The following is a 23199-nucleotide window of genomic DNA, read 5'->3' as shown; positions in this document are numbered from 1 at the left end:
CGGATTGGGCAGGCCGCCGGGAAACTCTCTCCGTCCGCCGCCGCCGGTCAGCCGCGTACGTGACCGTCCCCGGTGTAGACGTACTTGGTCGAGGTCAGCTCGGGCAGGCCCATGGGGCCGCGGGCGTGCAGCTTCTGGGTGGAGATGCCGATCTCCGCGCCGAAGCCGAACTGGCCGCCGTCGGTGAACCGGGTCGAGGCGTTGACGGCGACGGCCGCGGAATCCACCAACCGGGTGAATCGGCGGGCGGCCGGCTGCGATGTGGTGACGATGGCCTCGGTGTGCCCGGACGACCACAGCCGGATGTGCTGCACGGCCGCGTCCAGCGAGTCCACCACGGCGGCGGCGATGTCGTTGCTCAGGTACTCGGTCTCCCAGTCCTCCGCGGTGGCAGGGACGACGGTGGCCTTGGTGCCGCACGTGCCGGCCAGTTCCCGCACCCGGTCGTCGGCGTGCACGGTGACCCCGGCCTCGGCCAGCGCGTCCAGGGCGCGCGGCAGGAAGTCGGCGGCGATGTCCCGGTGCACCAGCAGCGTCTCCGCCGCGTTGCACACGCTCGGGCGCTGCGCCTTGGAGTTGAGCAGGACCGAGACGGCGATGTCGAGGTCGGCCTGCGCGTCCACGTAGACATGGCAGTTGCCGGTGCCGGTCTCGATCACCGGGACGATGGACTCCTCGACCACCGTCTTGATGAGGGAGGCGCCGCCACGCGGGATGAGCACGTCGACCATGCCGCGGGCACGCATCAGCTCGCGCACCGACTCCCGGCTCTCCCCCGGCACCAACTGCACGGCGTCGGCGGGCAGTCCGGCGCCGCCGACCGCGTCGCGCACCACCGTCACCAGCGCGGAGTTGGAGTGGAGGGCGGAGGAGGAGCCGCGCAGCAGCACCGCGTTGCCGGACTTCAGGCACAGCGAGGCGGCGTCCACGGTGACGTTGGGCCGGGCCTCGTAGATGATGCCGACCACGCCCAGCGGCACCCGGATCTGGCGCAGGTCCAGCCCGTTGGGCAGCGTCGAGCCGCGCACCACCTCGCCGACCGGGTCGGGCAGGCCGGCCACGTCCCGAACGTCGGAGGCGATGGCCCGGACCCGCTCGGGGGTCAGCCTCAGCCGGTCCACGATCGACTCGCCGGTCCCCGCCTCGCGGGCGCGGGCGACGTCCGCGGCGTTGGCCTCGACGATCTCCCGCGTGCGGACGACCAGGGCGTCGGCGATGGCCAGCAGCGCGTCGTCCTTCACCGAGCGCGGCAGCGGCGCGAGGTCGGCGGCGGCAGAGCGGGCGCGGTAGGCGGCCTGCAGCACCGGGCTCTTCGGCCACGGCGAGGGCAGGGAGGCGGCGAGGTCGTCGTTGCTGTGGCTGCGGCTGCTCATAGCCGCCAGGGTACGGCGTGGGCGCCACGCGACGGGACGGCTTTCCGGGGGGTGAGACCCGTGCGGCGCACGGCGCGGAGGCCGCCTCGGCTCAGTAGGGGTGCACTCCGACGGGCGCCGCCGGGGGCGGCCCGTAGCCCTCCGCGAGCCGCTGGTGGTAGGTCTCGCGGTCGATGACCTCCAGGCCGACCGTCTCCCAGGGCGGCAGGTTGGCGGAGGAGCGGTGCTCGCCCCACAGCCGCAGCGCGATGGCGGCGGCGTCGTGCAGGTCGCGGGCCTCCTCCCAGTACCGGATCTCGGCGTGGTCGGCCGCGTACCGGCTGGTGAGCAGGAAGGGATGGTCGTTCGCGAGTTGCTCCAGCGCGCGCCGGACCTCGGCGAGCGGGGCCTCGGGCCCGGAGACGCTGAGCGTCACGTGCCAGAGCCGGGACACGGGGCGCTCCCGCGCCGGCGGGGCGGTGTCGTCGCTCGTCACGCTCACCAGTGTCCGCTCCGCCGTCCCTCGGGACGACGATGCCCCCGGGCGCCCTCGTCTCACCGGCGGCCTCCCTGTCGTCCCTGTCGTCACGTCCCTGGCCGGATTCCGTGCTCTGCCCTCAAAGTCCAGCAGCCCGGGAGCGGCCGCGGGGCGGTTTTCACGAAGTAACCACGAAGGAGGTCCGCCTCAGTGGTGCAGCAGTACGAGGTCGTCCCGGTGCACGACCTCGCGCTCGTAGGCGGGGCCGAGCTCCCGTGCCAGTTCGCGGGTGGAGCGCCCGAGCAGCCGCGGCAGTTCCTTGGCGTCGAAGTTCACCAGGCCGCGCGCGACGGCGTGGCCGGAGGCGTCGCGCAGTTCCACCGGGTCACCGGCGGCGAAGTGGCCCTCGACGGCCGCGATGCCCGCCGGCAGCAGTGAGGTGCGGCGCTTGACGACCGCCTGCACGGCGCCGTCGTCCAGGATGAGCGCGCCGAGCGGGGCGGAGGCGTGGGCCAGCCACAGCAGCCGGTCGGCGGAGCGCTTGCCCGTGGCGTGGAAGAGGGTGCCCGTACGCCGGCCGGCCAGCGCGTCCGCGGCCCGCGAGGCGGAGGTGAGCACGACCGGGATGCCGGCGCCGGCGGCGATCCGGGCGGCCTCGACCTTGGTGACCATGCCCCCGGTGCCGACGCCGGCCTTGCCCGCGCTGCCGATGGAGACGCCCTCCAGGTCCTGCGGCCCGTGGACCTCCTCGATGCGCGAGGTGCCCGGGAGGGCGGGGTCGCCGTCGTAGAGGCCGTCGACGTCGGAGAGCAGGACGAGCAGGTCGGCGCGGACCAGGTGGGCGACGAGCGCGGCGAGGCGGTCGTTGTCGCCGAACCGGATCTCGTCGGTGGCCACCGTGTCGTTCTCGTTGACGATCGGCATGGCGCCCATGGCGAGCAGCTTGTCCAGCGTGCGGTAGGCGTTGCGGTAGTGCGCCCGGCGGCTCATGTCGTCGGAGGTGAGCAGCACCTGGCCGACCCGTACTCCGTACCGGGCGAAGGAGGCCGTGTAGCGGGCGACGAGCAGGCCCTGGCCGACGCTGGCGGCGGCCTGCTGCCGGGCCAGGTCCCGCGGCCGCCGGGCCAGCCCGAGCGGCGCCAGGCCCGCGGCGATGGCACCGGAGGAGACCAGGACGACCTCCTTGACGGCCGAGCCCTCCTGCGCCGCGCCCTCACGGGTTCCGCCCGCCTTGGCCAGCACGTCCACGAGGGCGTCCACCCGGTCGGCGTCCAGGCCGCCGGCCGCCGTCGTCAGCGAACTCGACCCGACCTTGACCACGACCCGCCGGGCCTCCGCCACGTCCTGCCTCGCGCTCGCCACGTCCGTCCCTTTCCTCTCCCGGCTTCGCAATCTACGGCAGAAGGGCGACCCGGTGCCGCCGGCATCCACCCAGCGGACGGGCCGGAAGGACCGGCCTTACGGGACCAAGGACCCAAAGGGCGGGGCGGGAAATTCGCATAGCATGAACCTTTGTCACCGAAGGACTCAAACCGCATGCGGGCGGTCCATGCGGTCAAGAGGAGCCATTCGCTTGTGATATCTCACACGGGACGGTGCCCGCACGGCTTCCGTTCCCCGGCCATCAGACCTCCTGTGCAGGGCAGTTGCACGGCCGTTCGAGCCAAAAGACCTCATCCTTTTGAATGGTAGGTTGCCCGCTGTGAAACGCACCATGGAGACCAGGACGGAGACCATCCATTTCGCGCTGCTGCTGCTGTTGCAGGCCTGCGCGTTGATCGCCCAGATCGTGGGTGTGGCACTCCCCGGCACGGCGCTACTGGTCGGCGCCGCGGCGATCGGCTACGCCGCCGACCTCCGCCTGCACGCCGCCAAGGGCACCCCGCCGAAGATCCTCGGCCAGTTGCAGGCCGAAGCGGTCACGCGGCAGGCGCTGCGCGACCTGCTGCTCGTGATCGGGCTGCTGCGGCTGCACGACGGGCCGTCGACGACGTTCCTCCTGCTCTGCCTCGGCGGGCTGCTGGCCGTGCACGGCGCGCACGTCGTGCTTCAGGCCGGCGGCGTCCTGGTGCAGCGGGGCCGGAGGCTCCCGGTCATCACGCGGAACATCGACACCTCCGCCCTCAGCCTGCCGTCCGCTCCACCGTCCGTGATCACCCGCCGGCCCGGACTGCGACTGCTGCTGATCGAGCTCACCGCCGTCGCGGGGCTGTCGGTCACCGCGGTCACCGGGCACACCGTGTGGGCCCTCGCGGGCGTCGGCCTTTCCGTGGTCCTGGCGGCCGTGGCCCTGGCGGTGCTCGCCGCCGCCGTCCTTCGCGGACGGCGCGCCCCGCAGCAGGAAGAGGTCATGGAGTGGTTCGACGCGTGGCTGCGGGACTACCGCCCCACTGTCGGCATGTACTTCTCCGGCGGCAGCAGCTCCGCGTACCAGGCGAACATGTGGCTGCCCGCGCTGGCCAAGCTCGAAGGCCGGCCCCTGATCGTGCTGCGTGAGCGGGGAATGGTGTCACGCATCGGCCCCACCGACCTCCCCATCGTGTGCCTGCCGAAGGTCGCCGACCTCATGCGGCTCGACGACTCCAGCCTCAAGGTGCTGCTTCACCCGGCCAACGCGCCCAAGACCTCCCAGGTACTGCGCATCCCGTCGATCATGCACGCCTTCGTCAACCACGGCGAGAGCGACAAGCTGTCCAGCTGCAACCCCTACGCGAAGGCCTACGACGAGGTCTGGGTGGCGGGCCCCGCCGCCCGCGAGCGCTACGCCCTCGCCGCGGTCGGTGTGGCGGACGACGACATCGTGGAGGTCGGCCGTCCCCAGCTGGCCGGCGTCGAGCGCGCTTCCGGTCCGGTGGGGGCCGGGGAGCCGGTCACGGTCCTGTACGCGCCCACCTGGGAGGGGTGGACCGACGACCCGGGCAACACCTCGATCGTCCTGGCGGGCGAGAAGCTCGTCAGCAAGCTGCTCGCCGACCCCGGGGTCCGGCTCCTCTACCGGCCGCACCCCCTGACCGGGTCCGTGGACCCGCGGGCCGGCGCCGCCAACCAGCGCATCATCGAGCTCATCCAGGAAGCCAACAGGTCGCGTCCGCAGACGGACCCGTCGCCCGAGCAGCTCGCTCTGCTGGAGCGGACCGAGCAGGAGCTCGACCGGCTCACCGCCGCCTGGTCGCTGAGCACCGCGGACGACCTGGAGCGCATGGCCGACAAGGGCGTGGCCGGGGAGATCAGCGTCACCGAGGCCATGCGGCGCGCGACGGAGGAATGGGAGGCCGTCTACTGGACGGTGCGCCCCGCGGCGGAGCACCAGGTGCTCACCGCCGAGAGGCCCGGCCTCTACTCCTGCTTCAACCACTCCGACGTCCTGATCACCGACGTGTCCAGCGTGATCTCCGAGTTCATCGTGAGCGGCAAGCCCTACGCGGTCACCAACACCACGGACCTGTCCGAGGACGGCTTCCGCGAGACCTTCCCGACCGTCCGCGCCGGCACCGTGCTGACCCCGAAGGGCAAGGGACTCGACAGCCTGCTGAAGGTGGCACGGGGCACCGCCGAGGACACACTGGCCACGGCGCGCGAGGAGCTGCGGGACCATCTGCTGGGCCCGGCCGCGCCCACCTCCGCGGAACGCTTCCAGGAGGCCGTGCACACCCTCGCGGCCCGCGTGGACGAGCGGCGCGCCAAGGCCGCCCGCGGCACCGCACAGGTAGTCCCGCGGCAGCGGGCCGGCGCCCTGTGACCGGGGCGCGCTGACCCACCGGGGAGGCCTCCGGCCGGAACGACCACGTTCCGCCGGAGGCCTCCTTCTTTGTGCCCGCCCTCTGCGCCCGTCGCCCGTACGGGGGACGGGCACCGGCTCCCCCTGGCAACGGCATCGCCCTCGAGGCGGACGGCGCCGCGCAAGGGGTGCCGTCTGCCACGATCGCCACCCCGTCCCGGGAAACGCCTCGGCGGACGGAGCGAGAACTTCCCCGGTCCGTGCGCCCTGCCGCCTCCCGGACGGGTTCCGCGGGCCCCTGGACGAATGGGTCGCGGGATACCATTCGACAACTTTTTGTTTACTCTCCATTCACCCGTGCAACCATTGGGCGTCGCCGGGTGTCGTACCTGCGGTGGATGCAAGAGCCGTCCTGACGGGCGCGCCGCCCTCCCGCCCCCATCTGAACCGCAAGCATGTTCGATCCCCCCGTCCCGCCTCGAAAGGTTCCTGGTTCATGGAAATACCGCCGCTCGCGGAAGTACGGCGCCTCACCGAGAAGAAGCGGGACGCCTGGTGGACCGTGTTCCTGGTCGATCCGGTGGCCACCCCGCTGGTGCGCTGGACGGCCAGGTGGACCCGCGTCACCCCGAACCAGATCACCTGGGGCGCCCTCGTCCTCGGCCTCGGCGCGGCGGCGTGCTTCGCGATGGCCGACTGGAAGTGGCTCATCCTCGGCGCCGTGCTCTACCACGTCAGCTTCATCCTCGACTGCATGGACGGGAAGCTCGCGCGCCTGACCGGCAACGGCTCCGAGTTCGGCGCCTGGCTCGACTACATCTTCGACCGCATCCGCGTCGTCTGCTGCGCCGCGGCCCTGATGGGCGGGCAGTTCTACCGCACCGACAAGCCCGTCTACATGTGGCTCGCCCTCGCGGTGATCTTCCTGGACGCGCTGCGTTACCTCGACGCGCTGCAGATCTTCAAGGTGCGGGCCGGGATGCGCAAGAAGATCCAGAAGCGGCTGCAGCGGGTCGAGGCGGCCAAGCCGACCGCCTTCATGGAGGACCTGCTCCGCGAGCGGGCCGAGGACGACGAGACGCAGGCCGATGCGGACGCCCAGGCCGCGGCCGCGGTGCTCGACGCCGTCGAGCCCGGCCCGCGGAACGTGCCCGCGCAGTGGACCGGCCCCGACACCGCCACGGCGAATGCGCCGGCCACGACGGACGGCTCCGCCGAGGCGACCGAGGCGACCGACGCGGACGCGGACGCCCCGTCGCCCGAGCACGGCCCGAAGCGCGTCATCGACCTCCAGCAGACCTTCAAGAAGCGCTTCGGCCCCTACGAGAAGTTCCGCGACTTCCTGATCAAGCACCGTGTGCGGCCGCACCTCATCAGCGGCATCGAGTTCCAGATGGCGGTCTTCATCATCGCCCCGCTCACCGGTGCCATCGTCGGCGTCACGATCGGCGCGGCCGTGCTGCTGCTGACCTTCGAACTCGCCATCATCTACAAGCTGTTGCTCTCCACCCGCGACTTCGAGGGCGTCATGGCGCAGCTCGAGGCGGAGATCCGCGAGCAGGAAGGCGCCGAGGAGGCCGAAGAGGAGGGCGCGACCCCGCTCCAGGCGTCCGTGAGCTGAACCGCACGGCACGACGACGAGGGCCGGTCCCCCCGCTGATCGCGGGGGAACCGGCCCTCGTCACTTGTTGCCGCGGCTCAGGACTCGAAGGGGTCGAAGCCCTCGAACTGCTCCTGGACGTCGTCCCGCTCGGCGTCGCGGTCCTTGCGACGCTGCGCGGCGGGGCGGGGCGTGTCGAAGCGGTGGTCCTCGCCACGGCGTCCGAGCATCTCGGCGCCGGCCGCCACCGACGGCTCCCAGTCGAAGACCACGGCGTCGTCCTCGGCGCCGATGACGACCTCGTCGCCCTCGCGGGCGCCGGCCTTGACCAGTGCCTCCTCGACACCGAGGCGGGCGAGCCGGTCGGCGAGGTAGCCGACAGCCTCGTCGTTGGCGAAGTCGGTCTGGCGCACCCAGCGTTCGGGCTTCTCGCCGCGGACGCGGTAGAGGCCCTCCTCGGCGGTGACGGTGAAGCCGGAGTCGTCCACGGCCTTGGGCCGGATGACGATGCGGGTGGCCTCCTGGACCGGCTGGGCGGCCCGCGCCTCGGCCACGATGCCACCGAGGGCGTAGGACAGCTCGTTGAGGCCCTTGTGGGCCACCGCGGACACCTCGAAGACCCGGTAGCCGCGCGCCTCCAGCTCGGGGCGGACCATGTCGGCGAGGTCCTGGCCGTCGGGGATGTCCACCTTGTTGAGGACGACGATGCGCGGACGGTCCTCGAGACCGCCGTACGCCCGCAGCTCCGCCTCGATGACGTCGAGGTCGCTCAGCGGGTCGCGATCGGACTCCAGGGTGGCGGTGTCCAGGACGTGCACCAGGACGCTGCAGCGCTCCACGTGCCGCAGGAACTCCAGGCCCAGGCCCCGCCCCTCGCTGGCGCCCGGGATGAGTCCGGGGACGTCGGCGACGGTGAAGACCGTCGAACCGGCCGTGACCACGCCGAGGTTGGGGACGAGAGTGGTGAAGGGGTAGTCCGCGATCTTCGGCTTGGCGGCCGAGAGCACGGAGATGAGCGAGGACTTGCCCGCGCTCGGGTAGCCGACCAGCGCCACGTCCGCGACCGTCTTCAGCTCCAGGACGAGGTCCCGGCTCTGGCCCGGCACGCCCAGCAGCGCGAAGCCCGGCGCCTTGCGGCGCGCGGAGGCCAGCGCCGCGTTGCCGAGGCCGCCGCGGCCGCCCTGGCCGGCGATGAAGGTGGTGCCGTGGCCGACGAGGTCCGCGAGCACGTTGCCGCGGCTGTCCATGACGACGGTGCCGTCCGGGACGAGCAGGACCAGGTCCGTGCCGTCCTTGCCCGAACGGTTGCCGCCCTCGCCGGGCTTGCCGTTGGTGGCCTTGCGGTGCGGGTGGTGGTGGTAGTCGATGAGCGTGGTGACCGACTGGTCGACGACCAGCGTCACATCACCGCCACGGCCGCCGTTGCCGCCGTCCGGGCCGCCCAGCGGCTTGAACTTCTCCCGGTGCACGGAGGCGCAGCCATGGCCTCCGCTACCCGCGGCGACGTGCAGCTCGACGCGGTCCACGAAGGTGGTCATGCGGATGTTCCTCCAGATACGTACGGGATGTCTTGGGCTTCAACACATCGAGGGCGGACCTGCTTCCCGTCCGGGAAACAGGATCCGCCCTCGGTGAAGTCGTATCGCGGCCGATCAGGCGACCGGGACGATGTTCACGACCTTGCGACCACGGCTGGTGCCGAACTCGACCGCACCGGCGGCGAGGGCGAACAGCGTGTCGTCCTTGCCACGGCCGACGCTCGCGCCGGGGTGGAAGTGGGTGCCGCGCTGGCGGACGATGATCTCACCGGCGTTCACGACCTGGCCGCCGAAGCGCTTGACGCCGAGCCGCTGGGCATTGGAGTCGCGACCGTTCCGGGTGGACGATGCGCCCTTCTTGTGTGCCATCTCTCTTCAGTCCCTTACTTCGCAGCGGCGGGGATGCCGGTGATCTTCAGCGCCGTGTACTGCTGGCGGTGACCCTGACGACGGCGGTAGCCGGTCTTGTTCTTGTACCGGAGGATGTCGATCTTCTGGCCCTTGTGGTGGTCCACGATCTCGGCCTGGACCTTGATCCCGGCCAGCACCCACGGGTCGCTGGTGACCGCGTCGCCGTCGACGACGAGCAGCGTCGAGAGCTCGACCGCGTCGCCAACCTTGCCAGTGGAAATCTTGTCAACCTCGACGACGTCGCCGACGGCCACCTTGTGCTGGCGACCACCGCTGCGCACGATTGCGTACACGCGTAACTCACTCTCTCGCTCGGATCGTCACTCCTGACGCCAGCCGTCCCTGCGATGCATGGGGGGCCTCTGCCGGCCGTGGCCGGTAGGAAGGTGCTCAGGAATGGGCGTCAAAACGCCGAAGGTCAAGGTTACGGGGCGTCCCCGACCGGGTCAAACCGGCGCGTGCGCGACCCCGGACGCACCGCGGGCCGTCCCCCGGTGGGGAACGGCCCGCGGACGGTGACCCTGGGTCAGGACGCCTCGGTGGGCGCCTCGGCCGTGGCCTTGGCGGCGGCCTTCTTCGCCGTCGTCTTCTTGGCCGCGGTCTTCTTGACAGCGGTCTTCTTGGCGGCCGTCTTCTTCGCGACGGCCTTCTTCGCCGGCGCCTTCTTCGCGGCCGTCTTGCGCGCGGCCCGCTTCTTCGGCTCCGTCTCGGCGGTCTCGGTCTCCACCGTCCCCGCCTCGGCCGCCGGGGTCTGCTCCGGCTGCGCCTCGGTACCGGGGACGACCACGACCGCGGCCTCCTCGCCGGAGGACGGCGCGCCCGCGGGGGCGGACGCCCGACGCGTGGCACGCCGGCGGACCGGCGCCGCCGGCTCCTGGACCTCCGCCACGGGCTCCGGCTCGGGGGCCGGTGCCGGGACGGCCGTCTCCGCCGCGGAGACCACCACGGTGGCGGCCTCACCGGCGGGCGCGCTCGGCGCGGTGGCCTTGCGGGTAGCCCGGCGCCGGCCGCGGACCGGTGCCACGGGCTCCTCCGCCGGCTCGGCCGCGCCCACGGCGACGGGCGTCTCGACGGCGGTGGCCGTCGCGGCCTCCGCCGCCTGGGGCTCGGTGACCGGCGCGACCGCCGGGACGACGGTGACGATCTCGGCCGTGGCGTCCGGCGAGCTCACCGGAGCGGTGACCCGTCGCGAGGCCCGCCGCCGGGAACGCCGGCCGACCGCCGCCTCGGCCTCCGCCGGGCTGCTGTACCACTCCTCGTCCCCGCCGACCGCGGGCACCAGCTCTGCCTCGGTGACCGCGACCGGCTCCAGCTCGGGAGCCTCCTCCGCGGCCTCCTCGGCCTCGGTGACGGCGGCGGTCTCCGCGACCGCGTGCTCCTCCGCCGCACCGCCGCGACGGCGCTTGCGCTTGCCGCCGCCACCGGTCGCCGCGGCCTGGTCCATGTGGACGATGACGCCGCGGCCGTTGCAGTGCACGCAGGTCTCGGAGAAGGACTCCAGCAGGCCCTGGCCCACCCGCTTGCGGGTCATCTGCACCAGGCCCAGCGAGGTGACCTCGGCCACCTGGTGCTTGGTGCGGTCCCGGCCCAGGCATTCCAGCAGCCGGCGCATGACGAGGTCGCGGTTGGACTCCAGCACCATGTCGATGAAGTCGATCACGATGATGCCGCCCAGGTCGCGCAGCCGCAGCTGGCGCACGATCTCCTCGGCCGCCTCCAGGTTGTTCCTGGTGACCGTCTCCTCCAGGTTGCCGCCCTGGCCGGTGAACTTGCCGGTGTTGACGTCGATGACGACCATCGCCTCGGTCCGGTCGATCACCAGCGAACCGCCGCTCGGCAGCCAGACCTTGCGGTCCAGCGCCTTCAGCAGCTGCTCGTCGATCCGGTACGTGGCGAAGACGTCGACCTCGGAGGTCCAGCGGCCAAGCCGCTCCGCCAGGTCCGGCGCGACGTGCGAGACGTAGCCGTGGATGGTCTCCCAGGCGGTGTCGCCGCTGACGATGACCTTGCCGAAGTCCTCGTTGAAGATGTCGCGGACGACCCGGACGGTCATGTCCGGCTCGCCGTAGAGCAGCGACGGGGCGTTGCCGCTCTTGGCCTTCTTCTGGATGTCCTCCCACTGCGACTGCAGCCGCTCGACGTCGCGGCGCAGCTCGTCCTCGCTCGCGCCCTCGGCGGCGGTGCGCACGATGACGCCCGCGTCCTCGGGGACGATCTTCTTGAGGATCTGCTTCAGCCGGGCGCGCTCGGTGTCGGGCAGCTTGCGGCTGATGCCGGTCATCGAGCCCTCGGGCACGTAGACCAGGTAGCGGCCGGGCAGCGAGACCTGGCTGGTCAGACGCGCGCCCTTGTGGCCGATCGGGTCCTTGGTGACCTGGACCAGCACCGACTGGCCGGACTTGAGGGCCGCCTCGATGCGCCGCGGGCCGTTGCCCATGCCCAGCGCCTCGAAGTTGACCTCACCGGCGTACAGGACGGCGTTGCGGCCCTTGCCGATGTCGACGAACGCGGCCTCCATGGACGGCAGCACGTTCTGGACCTTGCCCAGGTAGACGTTGCCGACGTACGAGGTGGCCTGCTCCTTGTTGACGTAGTGCTCGACGAGGACGCCGTCCTCCAGCACGCCGATCTGCGTCCGGTCGCCGTTCTCACGGACGACCATCACACGGTCGACCGCTTCGCGGCGGGCCAGGAACTCGGCCTCGGTGATGATCGGCACCCGGCGGCGGCCCTGCTCGCGGCCCTCGCGGCGGCGCTGCTTCTTGGCCTCCAGACGAGTGGAGCCCTTGATGGACTGCACCTCGTCGACCGGCTCGGACGGCTTGCGCGGCTCACGGATCTTGACGACCGTGCGCTCCGGCGCGTCCTCGCCCAGGCTCTCCTCGGCCGGACCGTCACCGCCGCGGCGGCGCCGACGGCGACGGCGGCGGCTGGTGCTGCTGTTCTCGGCGTCCTGCTCCTCGTCGTCCTCGCCCTCGTCCGAGGCGCCCTCGTCCTCGGCCTCCTCGTCCTCACCGGCGGTCTCGTCGCCGTCGGCGGCCTCACCGCGACGACGACGACGGCCACCGCGACGGCGCCGGCGGGAGATCCGCTCGCCGCCCTCGTCCTCGTGCTCGTCGGCCTCGTGCTCCTCGGCCTCCGCCTCGTCCTCGTGGGCGGCCTCGGGCTCCTCGTCGGCCTGCTCCGTGACGGCGGTCTGCGCGGCCTCCACGGCCTCCACGGCCTCCGCGGGCTCGCCACGGCGACGGCGGCGACGGCGGCGTCCGCCGGCGTACTCCTCGGCCTCGGGCTCCTCCGGCTCCTCGTGCTCCGCGGGCTGCACGGCCTGCGCGGCGGTGGGGGCCTGGAACACCGGCGCCTGGAACACGGCCACGGGCGGGCGCACGACCCGGCGCCGGCCACGCGCGGGAGCAGCCTCGGGCTCGGGCGCGACCTCGGGCTCGGGCTCGGGCACGACCTCGGGCTCGACCTCGGCGCCCTGCGCTTCCTGCACCTCGATGACAATCGTGTCGGCGGGGACGCCGAACGCCTCAGCGACGGCCGCGACCGCGGCGAGGCGGGCCTCGTCGACGGTGTCGCCGTAGCCGCGGATCTCGTAGGCGTCCTCGACCTCGACGGCCCAGCCGGAACCGTCCGGGACGGCCTTGGCGGTGTAGGTGCGCTGCTCCGGGGCGGCGGTCGCGGCGGCCTCGCCGCCGGCCTCGGCCCGCGCCTCCTCACGCGGCGCGAGCGCGCCCGGCTTCAGACGGCGCGAGCCGTCGTCGGCGGCGAGGAAGGAGGCGGCCGGAGCGGTGCGCCGACGCGAACGGGTGGCCCTGGACTTCTCGGCCTGGGGCTTCTCGGCCCTCCCGCGCTTCGGACGCTCGGTGGGCTCCTCCTGGAGGGCCTTCGCCGGAGCGTCGGCGGCGGCCACGGCCACCGCCGCGTCCTCGGCCGGGGCCGGCTCGGGGCTGGTCACCTTGCGCGTGGCACGGCGCCGGCCACGGGCCGGGGCGGCCGGCTGCTCGGCCTGCTCCGCCACGGGGGCGGCCTCGGCGTGCAGCGGCAGATCGGCCTGGAGCTCCTTGGCCTGCGTGTCGGCGGTGGCCGCGGGGCCACTCGTCTCCTCGGCGGCCGGGGCGGGCTCGGGGCTGGTCACCTTGCGCGTGGCACGGCGCCGGCCACGGGCCGGGGCGGCCGGCTGCTCGGCCTGCTCCGCCACGGGGGTCTCGGTGGCAGGGGTCTCGGTGGCAGGCGTCTGCGCGGCGGGGGCCTCGGGGGCGGTCGCCGGGGCCGCGGACTTCCGCGTCGCGCGACGGCGGGCCGGGGCGGGGGCGGCCTCGGCCGTCTCCTGCGCGGATCCGGCGGGCGGCTGCTCCGGGGCGGCCGCCTTGCGGGTCGCCCGGCGGCGGGTCCGCGCGGGGGCTGCCTCGGTTTCGGCGGAGGGGGTCTCGGCCGGTATGGCCGGCGGCTCGGCGGCCGCTGCCGCTGTAGCGGAGGTCACGTCCTGGGCGGCCTCGCCGGCCGCGGGCGGACCCGCCGGACGGCTCGCCGCCCGGCGACGGCGGCGCGGAGCGGCCGTCGCCTCGGTGTCGGTGCCGCCGGAGGCGGCTTCGGTGGCGCCGTTCTCGGGCGCCTGGTTCGGCTCGTTCTGCTCGAGCATGCGGGCATATCTCCCGTCACGCTCCCGGGCGCCGCACCCTGGTCCGGTTCGCGGCGGTCCGCGTCCTCGCGGTTCCACCGCCCGGGGGCGCGGGCGCCACACGGGAGCTGTCGTTTCGCTCGTCGGCACCGCCCTAACGGGCCGACGAAAGTCTCGTCTGATGTGTGCTGCCGGACCCGGGTTTCCCCAGATGCGTCGGCCGCACAACGACGACGGTCCTAGGCGGAACCCTCCGGCACCGCCGCGGCATCGCGGTCGGGCGCAAGCGGATCGGTCACCGTACCGGTCTCCTCATGGAGCGGCCCCTGCGCCAGCCTGGTCACCGCAGCGGGGACCGGCGGCGCGAGGTCGGCCACCGCACGGAGGCCGGACAGGACGTCGTCGGGTCGTACGGCAGGTGTCACATGCCGAACAACCAGCCGCAGTATCGCACAAGCTGCTGGTGTCGGCCTATCGGCACCCTGTTCGAAGATACCTTCTCGGGCCCCGGCCACCTGCGGATCCACCGCTTCGAGCCGGGCGACGGCCTCGCGCGCGTCGAAAGTCCGCACGCCGTTCTTCGTCATGCGCTGGACCTCGACGGTCCCGGCGGCGAGGAACGCGGCCACGGCCCGCTCGGCCGCGGCATGCTCCACACCGTCCAGTCGCAGCTGCCACACGGACGCCTCCAGCCGCTCGGCGAGCCCCGAGGTGCGGGCCTCGACGGCGTCGACCACGTCGAGGCCGTCCGGCAGCGACTCGTCCAGCAGCAGGCGCAGCTTCTCCGGCTCACGGGCCTCGCTGAGCGCGATCTCCAGGTACTCGGCCTCGCTCGCGACGCCGGTGGGTGCGGCGTTGGCGTACGACACCTTGGGGTGCGGAGTGAAGCCCGCCGAGTACGCCATGGGCACCTCGGCGCGCCGCAGCGCCCGCTCGAATGCGCGCTGGAAGTCGCGGTGGCTGGTGAACCGGAGGCGGCCGCGCTTGGTGTAGCGCAGTCGGATGCGCTGCACCGCGGGTGCGGGCGGCGGGCCTTCGGGCTGTCGCTTGCCCAGTGTCGTTCAGTCCCTCGTGCGTCTTGGTCACCCCGGACGGGGTTGCTTGTCGTCTTCCAGATTACTGGGGGTTCCGGCCTTCCGGTTCCCCACGGCGCCCGCCGCGCTCCACCGGTCGCGGCGCGCCCGTCAGCGCGGTACGCAGATCGGCCCGCACCCCGCGCACGGTCTCCCGCACCGCGGCCAGCGCGTCGCGCACCGCATGGCGTGCCTCGGCCGCCGCCCGCCGCACCGGCCGCCACACGGGCAGCACCAGAGCGCGCCACACCCAGGCCGCCGGAACCACCAGGACCACCGTGACCAGCCACTTCAGCGCCCGCCCCACGACGCGTGAGACGTACCCCGCCACGCGCCAGGCCACCAGCAGGGCGTCCCGGACCTCCCGGGCGACCGGCACGAGCACCCGGCGCCACAGGAGGAGCGGCGGGGCCACGACCACCCACCGCACCAGCCACGCCGCCGCCCGGGCCACCGGCACCAGGACGTGGCGGTACAGCGCGACCGCCGGAACCACGACGAGCACCCGGACCGCCCACCGGGCCAGCCACGCCGCCCCGGCGGCCACCGGCACCAGGACATGGCGGTACAGCGCCGCCAAGAGCACCACCAGGAGTGTCCGGAGCACCCACACCACCCCCGCGCCGGACGCCCGGCCCAGCGGGACGAGCACGTACCGCCACAGCGCGGCCAGCGGCAGGACGACCAGCACGGAGACCGCCCACCCCACGGCGACCCCCACGGCCCGTCCCACCGGCGCCAGCACGTACCGCCACAGCGCCACCGTCGGGAGCACGACCAGGTACCGGACCAGCCCCAGCACCGCCCACCCCACGGCCCGTCCCACCGGCGCCAGCACGTACCGCCACAGCGCCACCGTCGGGAGCACGACCAGGTACCGGACCAGCCCCAGCACCGCCCACCCCACGGCCCGACCCACCGGCGCCAGCACGTACCGCCACAGCGCCACCGCGGGGGCGGCCACGAGCACCCGGACCAGCCACTTCCCGAACCGCCCCAGGGCCCGGCCCGCCACCGTCAGGGCGTCCCACGCGATACGCAGCGGAAGCACCACCACCAGCGCGACGATCCGCGCCGGCATCCTGACCGCCACCGTCAGGCAGCCGTCCCCGTTCTCGCCGTACCCACCGGCGTTCCCCCGTTCCTCCATGCCCGAACGGTAAGCCCGGAAGCGCGCCTTCCCCCTCCCCGGGGCGGAACCCGGCCTCCCCACGGGCGGCGCGGGACGACGACGCGCCCCGGCCCCGGCATCAACCGCCCTGCCGCGAAGCCGGCCTGACGGTCGTTCCGCTCCCCGTACGCACGAAGGCCCCCGCCGTGCGGCGGGGGCCTTCGTGTCCGCGTCGGGCTACTTCACCACGGTCAGCGGGAGCAGCTTCTTGCCCGTCGGGCCGATCTGGATGTGGGTGTCCAGCTGAGGACACACCCCGCAGTCGAAGCAGGGCGTCCAGCGGCAGTCCTCGACCTCGGTCTCGTCGAGGGCGTCCTGCCAGTCCTCCCAGAGCCAGTCCTTGTCGAGGCCGGAGTCCAGGTGGTCCCAGGGCAGGACCTCCTCGTAGGTGCGCTCGCGCGTGGTGTACCAGGCGAGGTCGACGCCCTGCTCCGGGAACGCCTTCTCGCACATGCGGATCCAGCGGTCGTAGGAGAAGTGCTCGCGCCAGCCGTCGAAGCGGCCGCCGTCCTCGTAGACGGCGCGGATCACGGCGCCGACGCGGCGGTCGCCGCGGGAGAGCAGGCCCTCGATGATGCCCGGTTTGCCGTCGTGGTAGCGGAAGCCGATGTTGCGGCCGTACTTCCTGTCGCCGCGGATGGCGTCGCGCAGCTTCTCCAGGCGGGCGTCGGTCTCCTCGACGCCGAGCTGCGGGGCCCACTGGAACGGGGTGTGCGGCTTGGGCACGAAGCCGCCGATCGACACCGTGGCGCGGATGTCGTTCTGGCCGGTGACCTCGCGCCCCTTCTGGATGACGTTCTTCGCCATGTCGGCGATCTGCAGGACGTCCTCGTCGGTCTCGGTGGGCAGACCGCACATGAAGTACAGCTTCACCTGGCGCCAGCCGTTGCCGTAGGCGGTGGCGACGGTGCGGATCAGGTCCTCCTCCGAGACCATCTTGTTGATGACCTTGCGGATGCGCTCGGAGCCGCCCTCCGGGGCGAAGGTCAGACCCGAACGGCGGCCGTTGCGGGTCAGCTCGTTGGCCAGGTCGATGTTGAAGGCGTCGACGCGGGTGGAGGGCAGGGACAGGCCGATCTTGTCCTCCGTGTACCGGTCGGCGAGGCCCTTGGCGACGTCGGCGATCTCGGAGTGGTCGGCGGAGGACAGCGACAGCAGGCCGACCTCCTCGAATCCGGTGGCCTTCAGGCCCTTGTCGACCATCTCGCCGATGCCGGTGATGCTGCGCTCGCGCACCGGGCGGGTGATCATGCCGGCCTGGCAGAAGCGGCAGCCGCGGGTGCAGCCGCGGAAGATCTCGACGGACATGCGCTCGTGGACCGTCTCCGCGAGCGGGACCAGCGGCTGCTTGGGGTACGGCCACTCGTCGAGGTCCATGACGGTGTGCTTGGACACCCGCCACGGCACGCCGGAGCGGTTGGGGACGACGCGGGCGATCCGGCCGTCGGCCAGGTACTCCACGTCGTAGAACTTCGGCACGTACACCCCGCCGGTGCGGGCGAGCCGGAACAGCAGCTCGTCGCGTCCGCCGGGGCGGCCCTCCGCCTTCCAGGCGCGGATCACGTCGGTGATCTCCAGGACGGCCTGCTCGCCGTCGCCGATCACGGCCGCGTCCAGGAAGTCCGCGATGGGCTCCGGGTTGAAGGCCGCGTGGCCGCCGGCGAGCACGATGGGGTCGTCCTCGGTGCGGTCCCGGGCCTCCAGCGGGATGCCCGCGAGGTCAAGGGCCGTGAGCATGTTGGTGTAGCCGAGCTCCGTGGAGAAGCTGAGGCCGAACACGTCGAAGGCCTTGACCGGGCGGTGCGCGTCCACGGTGAACTGCGGCACGCCGTGCTCGCGCATCAGCGCCTCGAGGTCCGGCCACACGCTGTAGGTGCGCTCGGCGAGAACCCCCTCGCGCTCGTTGAGCACCTCGTAGAGGATCATGACGCCCTGGTTGGGCAGCCCGACCTCGTAGGCGTCCGGGTACATCAGGGACCAACGGACGTCGCACTCGTCCCAGGGCTTGACGGTGGAGTTCAGTTCCCCGCCGACGTACTGGATCGGCTTCTGCACATGCGGCAGCAGGGCCTCGAGCTGGGGGAAGACCGACTCGACAGGCATCAGAGGTGTCTTTCGTGAGCTGGCAAGGGTGACCATTCAGCGTAACGCGTCACAGAGGGCTTCCCGGCCGCGCCCGACGCGGGCCGGGCGCCCCCTGACGGCCGTCCCGGCGGCTCAGCCGGCCAGTCTGCCGCGGTCGGCCTTGGGCCAGTCCTTCGGCAGCTGCCGCTCGGCCGCGGCGGCGCGGTCGCGTTCCAGCTGGTAGAGCACGCCGTACGCGAAGGTGTCCTCGCCGGCCCCGCGGGCGTCGGAGGTGAGACGGAGCACGGCGTCGCGGCAGATGACGCTGTCCTGGTGCTCGCCGAGCAGCTGCTGGACGGCCTTCATGCGCTTGGTGTGCTTCTTGGCGGGCTTGCGCAGCGCCGGGACGGCCCGGGCGGCCTCGCCGCTGTAGCGGGCCCGCTTGGCGGCCTTGCGGGCGTCGTGGAGGACGAGGTCGCGCTCGTGGCCGGGTGCCATCTCCAGGGCGGGCTCGACGCGCCGGCGCAGCCGCTTGTGGTCGCGGGCCACGGCCTCGGCGACGGCCTTGGCCGCGGCAACCGCGGCGCCGTCGAGCAGCGGCGGGTCGGTGAGCAGTGACTCCAGGGTGTCCAGGAGCCGGAAGTAGCGGCCGCCTCCCAGTTCGCGCAGGAGTTCCTTGCGGGCGCCCTCGTGGACGGGGGCGTCACCGCCGATGCGCGCGGTGAGGGTCTCGGTGACGAGTTCCTCCGGCAACTCGGCCAAGCGGTCGCCGAGGCGGTCGGCGAGGACCTCGCGGTCGCGTTCCAGGCCGAGGACTCCGGCGAGCCACTTCAGTTCGTCGCCGATGGGGTCGGTCACCCCGCGGTCCAGTTCGCGGCGGAAGGACTTGAAGGCGCTGCGCAGCCGGCGGGTGGAGACCCGCATCTGGTGGACGGAGTCCGGCTCGTCGCGGCGGACCGCCGGGTCCCAGCCGATGATCGCGGCGACCTGCTCGTGCACGTAGGCCAGGACGATGTCCCCGGCGGTGCGGGTCGAGGACGGCGGCTGCGGCGGCCGGGGGGCGGTCGCCAGGCGGTCGCCGAGGGCCCGGGCGAGCTTGGAGGGGGACTTCGAGCGCCGCAGCCCCGCCGCGCGGAGCCGCTTCTCCAGGGCGTCGAGCAGGGCGGTGTCGCCGTCGAGGAGCTCGGTCTCGACCTCCGTCCAGGCGCTCTCGGCCCTGTCGCCGTGGTCGAGGACGGTGGCCCGGACGTGGTCGTGGGCGATCTCCACCAGGGGCGCGCCCGCGTCGTCGACGAGGTGCACCCGCTTGCGGGTGTTGCGCAGCCGGACGACCGGGACGAGCTCCCGGTCGCGGACGATCGCGGCGACCTCGGCCAGCAGCGGCTTGGGCACCCTGGGGCCGCCCTTGCGGCCCTGCTTGCCGAGGGGCGCGTGCACCTCGGTGCGGGTGTCGGCCTGCGAGCTCGGCAGCTTCAGGTGCCAGCCCGCGTCGTCGCCGCCGGTGCGGCGGCGCAGGGTGATCCTGTGGGTGGCCAGTCTCAGGTCGGACGTGTCGACGTAGACGGCGTCCAGTTCGGCGGGTTCCAGGACGCGAACCGCCGCGACCCCGGGCAGACCTTCGAGATCGGGCTCACCGGTCTGCTCGGCGGCCTCGTACTTGCGCTCGGTCTCCGCGACACGCTTCCCCATGTCAGGAACCTAATCGCGGGTTCGCCCGGCCGCAATGGTGCGTTCACCCGGCGGACGGGATCAGGCCGACATGGGCCGCTTCATATGGATGGCCTGCAGCAGCCCGATCGCGATCCAGACCGCGAACATCGACGATCCGCCGTACGAGACGAACGGCAGCGGCAGACCCGCCACGGGCATGATGCCGAGGGTCATGCCGATGTTCTCGAAGGACTGGAAGGCGAACCAGGCGACGACGCCGGCCGCGATGATCGTGCCGTACAGGTCGGTGGCGTTGCGGGCGATGCGGCAGCCGCGCCACATGATCAGGCCCAGCAGCACGATGATCAGGGCCGCCCCGACGAAGCCGAGCTCCTCCCCCGCCACGGTGAAGACGAAGTCGGTCTGCTGCTCGGGCACGAACTGCCCCGTGGTCTGGCTGCCCTCGAACAGGCCCTTGCCGAGCAGCCCGCCGGAGCCGATGGCGATGCGCGCCTGGTTGGTGTTGTAGCCGACGCCCGCCGGGTCGAGCGCGGGGTTGGCGAAGGCGGCGAAGCGGTCGATCTGGTACTGGTCCAGGACGCCGAGCTGCCAGACCGCGATCGCGCCGCCCGCGCCCGCCGTGATCAGGCCGAGGACCCAGCGGTTGGAGGCGCCGGAGGCCAGCAGCACGCCGAGCACGATGACCGCCATCACCATGACCGAGCCGAGGTCGGGCATCAGCATGACGATCGCCATCGGCAGTATGGCGAAGCCGAGGGACTGGGCGACCGTCCGGTGGTCGGGGAAGAGCCGGTCGCCGGCGTCCACCCGTGCGGACAGCATCATCGCCATGCCCAGGATGATGGTGATCTTGGTGAACTCGGACGGCTGCAGCGAGAAGCCGCCGCCCAGCACGATCCACGCGTGGGCGCCGTTGACCGTGGTGCCCAGCGGGGTCAGCACCGCGGTCACCAGCAGCACCGAGATGGCGTAGAGCACCGGCACCGCGCCCCGCAGCCGGCGGTGGCCCAGGGCGACCGTGCCGGCGGCGAGGGCGAAGCCGATGGCGGTGTTGAGCATGTGCCGCAGCAGGAAGTAGTACGGGTCCCCGTGGGTGAGTTCCGTGCGGTTGCGCGTCGCGGAGAACACCAGCGCCGTGCCGATCAGGGACAGCGCGAGGGCGGCGCCGAGCAGCAGCCAGTCCATCCGGCGCAGTATCGAGTCCCGGGCCAGGAGCTTGCCCAGGGTGCCGCGTTCGGGGGTGAAGCGCCGCGCGGCGTAGCTGTGCGCGCTCATGACCGGTGCCTCCTGCCCGGCAGCAGGTACCCGGTGCGGTCCGGGGGCAGCGCGACGGCCGCCAGTACGGTGTCCTGCGGTGCGGCGGGCACCTGCGGCACGTCGGCCCAGGCGGCCTTGGTGATCTTGATGGTGCCGTCGGCGTCGATCTTCGGCAGCTTGCTCAGGGGGTGCGGGAGCAGCGCCTTCTTGTTGTCGATCGCCCCGTCCTTCTGGACGCCGTACATGGCCTCGTAGATCTTGCGGACGGCCGGGCCGGAACCGCCGGAGCCGGTACCGCCCTGGGAGATCGTCATGACGATCGCGTAGTCCTTGCTGTACGTCGTGAACCACGACGTGGTCTGCTTCCCGGCGACCTCCGCGGTACCGGTCTTGGCGTGCAGCGGGATCTTGTCCTGCGGCCAGCCGCCGAACCGCCACGCGGCCGTACCGTGGGTGACGACGCCCTCCAGGGCCTCGTTGATGTACTTCAACGTGTTCTTGGTGGCCGGGGCCTTGCCGTTCACCTTCGGCTTGACGCGGGTGACCTTCTTGCCGTCGGCGCTGATGATCGCCTTGCCGATGGTCGGCTGGTAGAGCGTGCCGCCGTTGGAGATGGCCGAGTAGATGTTGGCCATCTGGATCGGGGTGACGAGGGTGTCGCCCTGGCCGATGGCGTAGTTGACGGAGTCACCGGCGCGCATCACGTAGCCGTCGACGCAGTTCTCGCGCGCGATCTGGCTGGCGTAGTCCTGCTTGTCGCTCTTGGCGACCTTGCACCAGTAATTCTTGTTGGCCTCGTAGTAGTCCCGCTTCCACTGCCGGTCCGGGATCCGTCCGGTGACCTCGGAGGGCAGGTCGATGCCGGTCAGCGAGCCGAGGCCGTACTCCTTGGCGGTCTTGTAGAACCAGTCCTTGGGGTGCTTCTTGGGCTTGGTGCCGCCGTCCTTCAGCCACTGGTCGTACGACAGGCCGTAGAAGACGGTGTCGCAGGAGATCTCCAGGGCGTGGGCGAGGGTGATGGAACCCGCGCTCTCCCCTTCGAAGTTGTTGAAGACCCGGCCGCCGATGGTCATCGACGACGGGCAGGGGTAGCGCCCGTTGATGTCGTAGCCGGCCTTCACGGCGGCCGAGGTGGAGATCGCCTTGAAGGTCGAGCCGGGGGCCGACTGACCCTGTATGGCCCTGTTGAGCAGCGGGAAGTTGGACTTCTTGCCCGTCAGCTTGGCGTAGTCCTTGGCGGAGATGCCGCCGACCCAGACGTTCGGGTCGTACGTGGGCGCGCTGGCCATCGCGATGACCTGGCCGGTGTGCACGTCCATGACGACGACCGCGCCGGAGTCCGCCTTGTAGAGGCTGCCGGTGACCTTGTCGAAGGTCTTCCGGGCGACCTTCATCGCCTCGTCGAGTTCCTTCTCGGCGACCCTCTGGACGCGTGCGTCGATGCTGGTGACCAGATGGCTGCCGGGCTCCGCGGCGGTCTCGCCCGCCTTGCCGATGACCCGGCCGAGGTTGTCCACCTCGTAGCGGGTGACGCCGGCCTTGCCGCGCAGCTCGCTGTCGTAGGTGCGCTCCAGGCCGGAGCGGCCGATCTGGTCCGAGCGCAGCAGCGACCGGCCCTTCTTCTCCGCGGCGGTCAGCTCGTCGTCCGTCACGGGCGAGAGGTAGCCGAGGACCTGGGAGGTGTTGGACCCGAACGGCGAGGTGTAGCGGCGCACCGCTGTGGGCTCGGCGGTGATGCCGGGGAAGTCCTCGCGGCGCTCCATGATCTGCAGCGCCTGCTGGGTGGTGGCCTCGTCGGTGATGGGGATCGGCTGGTACGGCGAACCGTTCCAGCAGGGCTTGGGGGTCTGCGAGTCGCAGAGCCGGACCTTGCCCAGGACCTCTTCCGGCTTCATGTGCAGCACGCCGGCGAGCCGGGTCAGCGCCGCCTTGCCGTCGTCCTTCTGCTTCAGCAGGTCGGTGCGGCTCGCGGAGACCACCAGGCGGGTCTCGTTGTCGGCGAGCGCCACTCCCTTGTCGTCCAGGATCGACCCGCGGACGGCGGGCGCGACGACTTCCTGGACGTTGTTGCTGTTGGCCTGCGCCGTGTACTCCCGGCCGTCGCGGATCTGCAGGAACCACAACCGCCCGCCGAGGGTGAACAGCAGGGACAGGACGAGGATCTGCAGGACCACCAACCGGATCGTGACGCGCGGCGTCCGACCGGTCTCGGGGATGTTGCTCACGCCGCCACTCCCGCTTCTCC

The 23199-nt window shown here is 72.4% G+C and carries 15 protein-coding genes; 2 read left to right on the top strand and 13 right to left on the bottom strand.

Annotation, left to right across the window (positions count from 1 at the left end):
- Nucleotides 1-47: 47 nt before the first annotated feature.
- The 3 genes from OIE69_RS26150 to proB all read right to left on the bottom strand — a co-directional run bounded on the left by OIE69_RS26150 (nt 48) and on the right by proB (nt 3192).
- Nucleotides 48-1373, bottom strand: coding sequence for a glutamate-5-semialdehyde dehydrogenase (locus OIE69_RS26150; protein WP_326576154.1), 1326 nt, complete (start codon nt 1371-1373; stop codon nt 48-50).
- A 91-nt stretch (nt 1374-1464) separates the two neighbouring features.
- On the bottom strand, nt 1465-1911 hold the full coding sequence (locus OIE69_RS26145; RefSeq protein WP_089226911.1) for a hypothetical protein: 447 nt from the start codon (nt 1909-1911) through the stop codon (nt 1465-1467).
- Between the two features lie 126 nt (nt 1912-2037).
- Complete coding sequence (gene proB / locus OIE69_RS26140) at nt 2038-3192, bottom strand: glutamate 5-kinase (protein ID WP_326576153.1); 1155 nt, start codon at nt 3190-3192, stop codon at nt 2038-2040.
- Between the two features lie 340 nt (nt 3193-3532).
- Here proB and OIE69_RS26135 point away from each other — a divergent pair, with 340 nt between their 5' ends.
- Nucleotides 3533-5569: a hypothetical protein gene (locus OIE69_RS26135; protein ID WP_326576152.1), complete on the top strand. Its 2037-nt coding sequence runs from the start codon at nt 3533-3535 to the stop codon at nt 5567-5569.
- Nucleotides 5570-6044: 475 nt separating this feature from the next.
- Nucleotides 6045-7169 (top strand): CDP-alcohol phosphatidyltransferase family protein, encoded by a 1125-nt coding sequence (locus tag OIE69_RS26130; protein WP_326576151.1) that lies wholly within the window; start codon nt 6045-6047, stop codon nt 7167-7169.
- Between the two features lie 77 nt (nt 7170-7246).
- Here OIE69_RS26130 and obgE read toward each other — a convergent pair whose 3' ends face one another.
- The 10 genes from obgE to mrdA all read right to left on the bottom strand — a co-directional run bounded on the left by obgE (nt 7247) and on the right by mrdA (nt 23179).
- On the bottom strand, nt 7247-8686 hold the full coding sequence (obgE, locus tag OIE69_RS26125; RefSeq protein WP_326576150.1) for a GTPase ObgE: 1440 nt from the start codon (nt 8684-8686) through the stop codon (nt 7247-7249).
- A 114-nt stretch (nt 8687-8800) separates the two neighbouring features.
- Nucleotides 8801-9055, bottom strand: coding sequence for a 50S ribosomal protein L27 (rpmA, locus tag OIE69_RS26120; protein ID WP_018556585.1), 255 nt, complete (start codon nt 9053-9055; stop codon nt 8801-8803).
- A gap of 14 nt (nt 9056-9069) precedes the next feature.
- Nucleotides 9070-9390, bottom strand: a complete 321-nt coding sequence (rplU, locus tag OIE69_RS26115) for a 50S ribosomal protein L21 (protein WP_089226915.1) — start codon at nt 9388-9390, stop codon at nt 9070-9072.
- Nucleotides 9391-9623: 233 nt separating this feature from the next.
- Nucleotides 9624-13739, bottom strand: a complete 4116-nt coding sequence (locus OIE69_RS26110; RefSeq protein ID WP_326576149.1) for an Rne/Rng family ribonuclease — start codon at nt 13737-13739, stop codon at nt 9624-9626.
- 218 nt (nt 13740-13957) lie between these two features.
- Nucleotides 13958-14731 carry a TIGR03936 family radical SAM-associated protein gene (locus OIE69_RS26105; RefSeq protein WP_326576148.1) on the bottom strand — a complete coding sequence of 258 codons (774 nt, stop codon included), beginning with the start codon at nt 14729-14731 and terminating at the stop codon, nt 13958-13960.
- A gap of 103 nt (nt 14732-14834) precedes the next feature.
- Nucleotides 14835-15941 (bottom strand): hypothetical protein, encoded by a 1107-nt coding sequence (locus OIE69_RS26100; RefSeq protein WP_326576147.1) that lies wholly within the window; start codon nt 15939-15941, stop codon nt 14835-14837.
- Nucleotides 15942-16139: 198 nt separating this feature from the next.
- Entirely contained in the window at nt 16140-18065 is a 1926-nt protein-coding gene (locus OIE69_RS26095) for a TIGR03960 family B12-binding radical SAM protein (protein ID WP_326576146.1), read from the bottom strand.
- A gap of 114 nt (nt 18066-18179) precedes the next feature.
- The gene (locus tag OIE69_RS26090) at nt 18180-19715 is read right to left on the bottom strand and encodes a CYTH and CHAD domain-containing protein (RefSeq protein WP_326576145.1); all 1536 of its coding nucleotides are present in this window, start codon (nt 19713-19715) and stop codon (nt 18180-18182) included.
- Nucleotides 19716-19775: 60 nt separating this feature from the next.
- Nucleotides 19776-20972 (bottom strand): rod shape-determining protein RodA, encoded by a 1197-nt coding sequence (gene rodA / locus OIE69_RS26085; protein WP_326576144.1) that lies wholly within the window; start codon nt 20970-20972, stop codon nt 19776-19778.
- Nucleotides 20969-23179 carry a penicillin-binding protein 2 gene (mrdA, locus tag OIE69_RS26080; protein WP_326576143.1) on the bottom strand — a complete coding sequence of 737 codons (2211 nt, stop codon included), beginning with the start codon at nt 23177-23179 and terminating at the stop codon, nt 20969-20971. The genes rodA and mrdA overlap by 4 nt, the downstream gene beginning before the upstream one ends.
- Between the last annotated feature and the right edge of the window lie 20 nt (nt 23180-23199).

The organism is Actinacidiphila glaucinigra (assembly GCF_035918135.1).
In the GTDB taxonomy this organism is placed as follows: Bacteria; Actinomycetota; Actinomycetes; order Streptomycetales; family Streptomycetaceae; genus Actinacidiphila; species Actinacidiphila glaucinigra.
Note: the sequence above shows the minus strand (reverse complement) of the source record. Positions and strands in the feature narration are given on the sequence as shown.